The following is a 5,760-nucleotide window of genomic DNA, read 5'->3' as shown; positions in this document are numbered from 1 at the left end:
CATGATCTTGCGCTTCTCGGCAAGCGCTTGGTCGAGCCACGCCTCGGCGGCGTCGGCCGAGCCGATCTCGTCGAAGATGTGCATGACGGCTTCGTTGGCCCCGCCGTGCAGCGGACCCTTGAGGGCGCCGATCGCGCCGGTCACCGCCGAGTAGAGGTCGGCGAGCGTCGACGTAATGACGCGCGCCGTGAAGGTCGACGCGTTGAACGAGTGCTCGGCGTAGAGGGTCCGCTGCACGGCGGGGCCAACGAAGCCGTCATGCACATCTTCGACGAGATCGGCTCGGCCGACGCCGCCGAGGCGTGGCTCGACCAAGCGCTTGCCGAGAAGCGCAAGATCATGGGGTTCGGGCATCGCGTCTACAAGAACGGCGACTCGCGCGTTCCCACGATGAAGGCGTCGCTCGACACCCTGATCGAGGAGTACGACCGACCGGATCTGCTCGCTCTCTACGACACCCTCGAGAAGGCGATGGATGACCGCAAGGGCATCAAGCCGAACCTCGACTATCCGTCGGGCCCGGCATACCACCTCATCGGTTTCGAGACGGAGCTGTTCACGCCGCTCTTCGTCGCCTCGCGGGTGACGGGCTGGACGGCCCACATCCGTGAGCAACTCGAAGCGAACGCGCTCATCCGCCCGCTTTCGCTCTATGTCGGGCCGGATCAACGCGAGGTTCCGGCCTCGGCGACCTAGCGGGCGGAGACGACCGCCGCGATCCTCGCGATCTCGGCCGGACCGATGCGACAGCAACCACCGACGATTCGCGCGCCCGCGTCAAGCCACGACGTGACGAGTTCGTCGGGAACGCCCGGACGGCCGACCCAGCGGCGGTTCTTCGCGTCCCATTGCTCGCCGCTGTTGGGATAAACGACGACAGGTTTGTCGGTGACGGCACGCGCCGCCGCGATAGCCGGCGACACTTCGAGCGGATCGCAACAGTTGACGCCGAGGGCGATCACCTCGTCGACCGCGGCGGCCACAGCAAACGCCTCCTCGAGCCGTTCGCCCGATCGCATCCGGCCGAACGCGGGGGTCACACTGATCCACGCCGGGATGCCGGTGCCGGAGAGCTCAGCGGCGAGAGCCTCGACTTCTGCGAGTGAGGGGATGGTTTCCGCGGCGAGAAGGTCCGGACCGGCTGCGGCCAACGCGTGAAGGCGAGGCCGGTGCCACGCTCGCAGCTCGGCGACACCGATCCCGTACTCGCCGGTGTACTCCGATCCATCCGCTCGCATCGCGCCGAACGGACCGATGGATGCGGCCACCCAGGCCTCGCCCCCAGCGGCGTCGCGTGCTTCTCGGGCGAGCCGCACGCTGGTCGCGAGGAGCACATCGACGGCTCCCGCGTCGATGCCTCTCGTCGCGAGCTCGTCATACCCGACCTGGTACGACCCGGTGATCACGATCTCCGCGCCGGCGGCGAGGTATTCGCCGTGAGCGGTCCGCACGGCTTCGGGATCGTCGAGCAGTGTCTGGGTCGACCACAGCGCCGACGAGAGGTCGTGACCGTGCCGTTCGAGGAGGGTCCCGAGCCCGCCATCGAGCACGAGCGGTCGCATCGCCAGGGAGTCGAGCAGGCTCGGCATGCGCCCAGACTAAGCGGCGCCGGCGCGCAAGACCCTGCGGGTGTTCGCGGGCGCGGTGATACCGTCCGGACATGTCGCAAATCGTGGCGGTCGCACCGGCGCTTCCCGCGCACAGCTACGCCCAGAGCGACATCACAGCCGAACTGTCGGGGCTGATCACCCGCGACGCGACGAAACGCGCGGTGCTCGAGCGCTTCCACGCGGCGAGCGGCATCGGAACGCGGTACACCGTGCTGCCACTCGAGCAGTACCGTGATCTGGGCTCGTTCGGCGACGCCAACGACATCTGGATCCGCGAGGGCACGGCACTCGCAACCCGCGCGATGGCGGAGGCACTGGCGACTGCGGGGCTTCACCCTGAGGATGTCGACTACCTCTTCTTCACCTCGGTGACCGGCATCGCGGCGCCGTCGATCGACGCGCGGCTGGTGCCCTCCCTCGGGTTGCGCAGCAACGTCAAACGAGTGCCGTCGTTCGGCCTCGGCTGTGTCGCCGGCGCCGCCGGGCTGGCTCGCGTGCATGACTACCTGCTCGGGCATCCGCGCGAAATCGCCGTGCTCGTCTCGGTCGAACTCTGTTCGCTCACCCTGCAGCAGGGCGACGACTCGCTGGCGAACTTCGTCGCAAGCGGGCTCTTCGGCGACGGGGCGGCCGCCGTCGTCGTCGCCGGGGCGGAGCGCGCCGCGGAGCTCGGGCTCCCCGGCCCCGACATCCTCGGCACGCGGGCAGCGCTCTACCCCGACAGTGAGTCGGTCATCGGTTGGGACATCGGCGGCACCGGCTTTCGCATCGTGCTCACCGCCGCCGTCTCCGACACGATCGACGCGAATATCGCGGCGGATGTCGACGGACTGCTCGCCGACCACGCCGTCGGGCGGGCCGACGTTTCGGCCTGGGTCGCGCATCCCGGTGGTCCCCGTGTGCTGGAGGCGTTCGAGCGTGGCCTCTCCCTGGAACGCCGCGATCTCGCCGCCTCCTGGCGGTCGCTGGATGCCGTCGGCAACCTCTCGTCGTCGTCGGTGCTGCACGTGCTCGCCGACATGCTCGTGCAACCGGCCGGCACCCACGGGGTGTTGTTCGCCCTCGGGCCCGGCGTGACCAGCGAGTACGTGCTCCTTCGGTGGGCAGCATGATTCTGTTCAGCGCCGTCTGGTTCACCGCGTTCGTGCTGCTCACCGGGGTGGAGCGTCTGGTCGAGCTGGTCATCTCGAAACGCAACGCGTCGTGGGCGTTCGCGCGGGGCGGGGTCGAGTCGGGCGCTCAGCACTTTCCCGCGATGGTCGCGCTGCATACCGGGTTACTGGTCGGAGCGCTCGCCGAAGTGTGGCTGCTCGGGCGGCCGTTCATCCCCGCACTCGGGTGGCCGATGCTCACGATCGCACTGTTGTGCCAAGCAGGACGGTACTGGGTGATCGCGTCCCTCGGGCGCCAATGGAACACTCGGGTCATCGTCGTGCCCGGGATGGCGTTGCAGCGCCGCGGACCGTACCGGTGGCAGTGGCTGCGGCATCCGAACTACGTCATCGTTGCCGCGGAAGGCATCGCGCTGCCGCTCGTGCACTCCGCGTGGATCACGGCTCTCGTGTTCACTGTGCTCAACGCGATCCTGCTGCTGCGGTTCCGCATCCCGGCCGAGGAGCGCGCGCTGCGAGCCGCGGCATCCTGATGTCGGTCGACACCGACGTTCTCATCGCGGGCGGCGGCCCGGTCGGCCTCGCCGCCGCGATCGAAGCCCGGCTCGCCGGACTCGACGTCACTGTCGTGGAACCGCGCGACGGGCCGATCGACAAGGCCTGCGGCGAGGGGCTCATGCCCGGCGCGCTCCCCGAGCTCGCCCGCCTCGGCGTCGACCCCGACGGGATGCCGTTCCAGGGAATCGCGTACCTCGACGGCAAGCGCCGCGTGGAGCACCGGTTCGACGGCGGGCCGGGTCGCGGGGTGCGCCGCACCGTGTTGCACGCCGCGCTGCGCGACCGGGCTGTCGCCGCGGGGGTGCGGTTCTTCGAGGGCCGGGTCGAGGGGGTGCACCAGCGCGCGGGCTTCGTGGAGGCCGTCGGCTTGCGCGCCGCCTGGCTGCTCGGGGCCGACGGCCTGCACTCCGCGGTCGCTCGGGAGACCGGGCTTGCCCTGCCCCCGCCGATGGCGCGTCGTCGCTTCGGGCAGCGGCGGCACTACGCGCTGCCCCCGTGGTCGGAGTTTGTCGAGGTGCTGTGGACGCGGGCGGGCGAGTTTTACGTGACACCCGTCGGCGAACGCGTCGTCGGGATCGCCCTGCTCGCCCGTCGCGGCGAGCACTTCGATGACGCGCTCGCCGCGGCTCCCGCCCTCGCCGAACGGCTGCGCGGCGTGGAGGCCGCGAGCGACCTGCGAGGCGCCGGGCCGCTGCGGCAGCGCACCCGCGCCCGAGTCGCCGGACGCGTGCTGCTCGTGGGTGACGCGTCCGGCTACGTCGACGCGCTCACCGGTGAAGGGTTGAGGATCGGCTTCGCGCAGGCCCGCGCTGCCATCGCCGCGATCACCGCCGACCAACCGGAAGGGTATGAGGCTGCCTGGGAGCGCGAGACCCGTGACTTCCGGCGGCTCACCGGCGCGCTCGTGAGGCTCGCCGCTTCACCGCTGCGCGGAGCGGTCGTGCCCGTCGCCGCCCGCTTCCCCGCGGTGTTCGCGGCAGCAGTCGAGCGTCTCGCGCGGTAGTCCACCCCGGGGATTCGTGCGGATTGGCGGGATAGGTGCGAAACGCCGCCAATCCACACGAATCGGAGGGGTCAACGACGGGGGGACGGGGTCACGGCACGTCGAGGCCGAGCACGGTGAGCAGCTCGGCGGCGGTGTCGACGACGGCGACGGTGCCGGCCGTCTCCTCCGGGGCGCCGTAGCCCCAGGTGACGAAGATCGTCGGCACGTCGTGAGCCGCGGCGCCGAGCACGTCGTGATGCCGGTCGCCGATCATCACCGGACGAGACAGGTCGGCGCCGCGTGCTCGCATGCGGCGCAGGGCCTCGAAGACGACATCCGCTTTCGCGCTGCGCACCTCGTCTTCGCTTGCGCCCGTGAGCTCGTCGAAGTACTGCGCCAGGTCGTAGTGCTCGAGGATCAGCCGCGCCGTCGATTCGGGCTTCGAGGTCGCGAGCGACAGCGGCAGAGGCGACTCATGGATGGCGCGCAACACGTCGGGCAGCCCAGGATAGAGCTCGGCGTCGAAGACCCCGGTCATGACGTAGTGCTCCCGGTAGATCGCGAGCGCCCGCGCCGAGGTCAGCGGATCGAATCCGGCGAGGTCGCGGAACGAGTCCATGATCGGCGGGCCGATCCATTCGAGCAGTTTCGCGGGCGGCGGGATGGGGAGCCCCATCGCCCCGAACGTGTACGCGAGCGACGAGGTGATGCCGGGCGCCGAGTCCACGATCGTGCCGTCCAGGTCGAACAGCACCGCGGTGTAGGGGTAGTCGCTCGCCATGATTAGAACAGTTTGGCGTGCCCGACGTCGAGTCCGCGCATCGCGTCGTAGTCGAGCAGCAGGGTGCGGATGCCGCGGTCGGCCGCGAGGGTCTGCGCCTGCGGGGCGATCGACTGGGCCGCGAACACTCCCGCAACCGGCGCGAGCAGCGGGTCGCGATTCATCAGCTCGAGGTAGCGCGTGAGCTGCTCGACGCCGTCGATGCCGCCGCGCCGCTTGATCTCGACCGCGACGTGGGCACCGGCGGCATCCCGAGCCAGGATGTCGACTGGCCCGATCGCCGTCATGTACTCGCGCCGCACCAGCGTGTGCCCGTCACCGAGCAAGGCGATCTGCTCGGCGAGAAGCCTCTGCAGATCGGCCTCGACTCCGTCCTTCTGCAGCCCCGGATCGACCCCGAGGTCGTGGGTCGAGTCGTGCAGGATCTCGTAGATCGAGATGACGAGGATGTCGGCGGTCTTCGCCTGACTCACCCGCCAGAGTTCGACGACCCCGGCCTCCGCACGTTCAGCATCGACCTCGTCGAGGGCGAAGGTGCAGGGCGGGCTCATCCAATTGAGCGGCTTGTACGACAGCGAGTCCGAGTGCACCAGCACGCTGCCATCGCTTTTGAGCACGAGCAGCCGCGTCGCGAGCGGGAGGTGTGCCGAAAGCCGCCCGGCGTAGTCGACCGAGCAGCGGGCAACGACCAGACGCACCCGGCCAGCCTATTTC

At 69.9% G+C, this 5,760-nt stretch carries 6 protein-coding genes and 2 pseudogenes; 4 read left to right on the top strand and 4 right to left on the bottom strand.

The features are described from left to right. A pseudogene (locus RMO30_RS09550) lies at positions 1–225 on the bottom strand (citrate/2-methylcitrate synthase); the annotation flags it as partial. Here RMO30_RS09550 and RMO30_RS09545 point away from each other — a divergent pair. Then, positions 220–696: pseudogene (locus RMO30_RS09545) on the top strand (citrate/2-methylcitrate synthase); the annotation flags it as partial. The pseudogenes RMO30_RS09550 and RMO30_RS09545 sit on opposite strands and share 6 nt — an antisense overlap. On the opposite strand, the gene mmuM reads toward RMO30_RS09545, so the two are convergent. Then, positions 693–1,589: a homocysteine S-methyltransferase gene (gene mmuM / locus RMO30_RS09540; RefSeq protein WP_309712511.1), complete on the bottom strand. Its 897-nt coding sequence runs from the start codon at positions 1,587–1,589 to the stop codon at positions 693–695. The pseudogene RMO30_RS09545 and the gene mmuM overlap by 4 nt on opposite strands. Positions 1,590–1,660: 71 nt before the next feature. Between mmuM and RMO30_RS09535 the strand changes: the two genes are divergently transcribed. Genes RMO30_RS09535 through RMO30_RS09525 form a run of 3 tightly spaced genes read left to right on the top strand, consistent with a single transcriptional unit; the run spans position 1,661 to position 4,283 of the window. After that, a complete protein-coding gene (locus RMO30_RS09535) occupies positions 1,661–2,722 on the top strand; it encodes a type III polyketide synthase (RefSeq protein ID WP_309712508.1) in 1,062 nt (353 codons plus the stop codon). After that, on the top strand, positions 2,719–3,255 hold the full coding sequence (locus RMO30_RS09530; protein WP_309712505.1) for an isoprenylcysteine carboxylmethyltransferase family protein: 537 nt from the start codon (positions 2,719–2,721) through the stop codon (positions 3,253–3,255). The genes RMO30_RS09535 and RMO30_RS09530 overlap by 4 nt, the downstream gene beginning before the upstream one ends. Next, positions 3,255–4,283 (top strand): NAD(P)/FAD-dependent oxidoreductase, encoded by a 1,029-nt coding sequence (locus tag RMO30_RS09525; protein WP_309712503.1) that lies wholly within the window; start codon positions 3,255–3,257, stop codon positions 4,281–4,283. Before RMO30_RS09530 ends, RMO30_RS09525 begins: the two co-directional genes overlap by 1 nt. Before the next feature lie 91 nt (positions 4,284–4,374). On the opposite strand, the gene RMO30_RS09520 is transcribed toward RMO30_RS09525, so the two are convergent. Then, the gene (locus tag RMO30_RS09520; RefSeq protein ID WP_309712500.1) at positions 4,375–5,046 is read right to left on the bottom strand and encodes an HAD hydrolase-like protein; all 672 of its coding nucleotides are present in this window, start codon (positions 5,044–5,046) and stop codon (positions 4,375–4,377) included. Positions 5,047–5,048: 2 nt separating this feature from the next. Beyond that, complete coding sequence (gene nucS, locus RMO30_RS09515) at positions 5,049–5,744, bottom strand: endonuclease NucS (protein WP_309712497.1); 696 nt, start codon at positions 5,742–5,744, stop codon at positions 5,049–5,051. Positions 5,745–5,760: the final 16 nt, after the last annotated feature.

This window comes from Pseudolysinimonas sp. (assembly GCF_031389465.1).
In the GTDB taxonomy this organism is placed as follows: domain Bacteria; phylum Actinomycetota; class Actinomycetes; order Actinomycetales; family Microbacteriaceae; genus Pseudolysinimonas_A.
Note: the sequence above shows the minus strand (reverse complement) of the source record. Positions and strands in the feature narration are given on the sequence as shown.

What these genes read in the sequence shown, in the direction of transcription:
- mmuM (WP_309712511.1), bottom strand. Translation starts at nt 1,589, where the DNA reads ATGCCGAGCCTGCTCGACTCCCTGGCGATGCGACCGCTCGTGCTCGAT.
- RMO30_RS09535 (WP_309712508.1), top strand. Translation starts at nt 1,661, where the DNA reads ATGTCGCAAATCGTGGCGGTCGCACCGGCGCTTCCCGCGCACAGCTAC.
- RMO30_RS09530 (WP_309712505.1), top strand. Translation starts at nt 2,719, where the DNA reads ATGATTCTGTTCAGCGCCGTCTGGTTCACCGCGTTCGTGCTGCTCACC.
- RMO30_RS09525 (WP_309712503.1), top strand. Translation starts at nt 3,255, where the DNA reads ATGTCGGTCGACACCGACGTTCTCATCGCGGGCGGCGGCCCGGTCGGC.
- RMO30_RS09520 (WP_309712500.1), bottom strand. Translation starts at nt 5,046, where the DNA reads ATGGCGAGCGACTACCCCTACACCGCGGTGCTGTTCGACCTGGACGGC.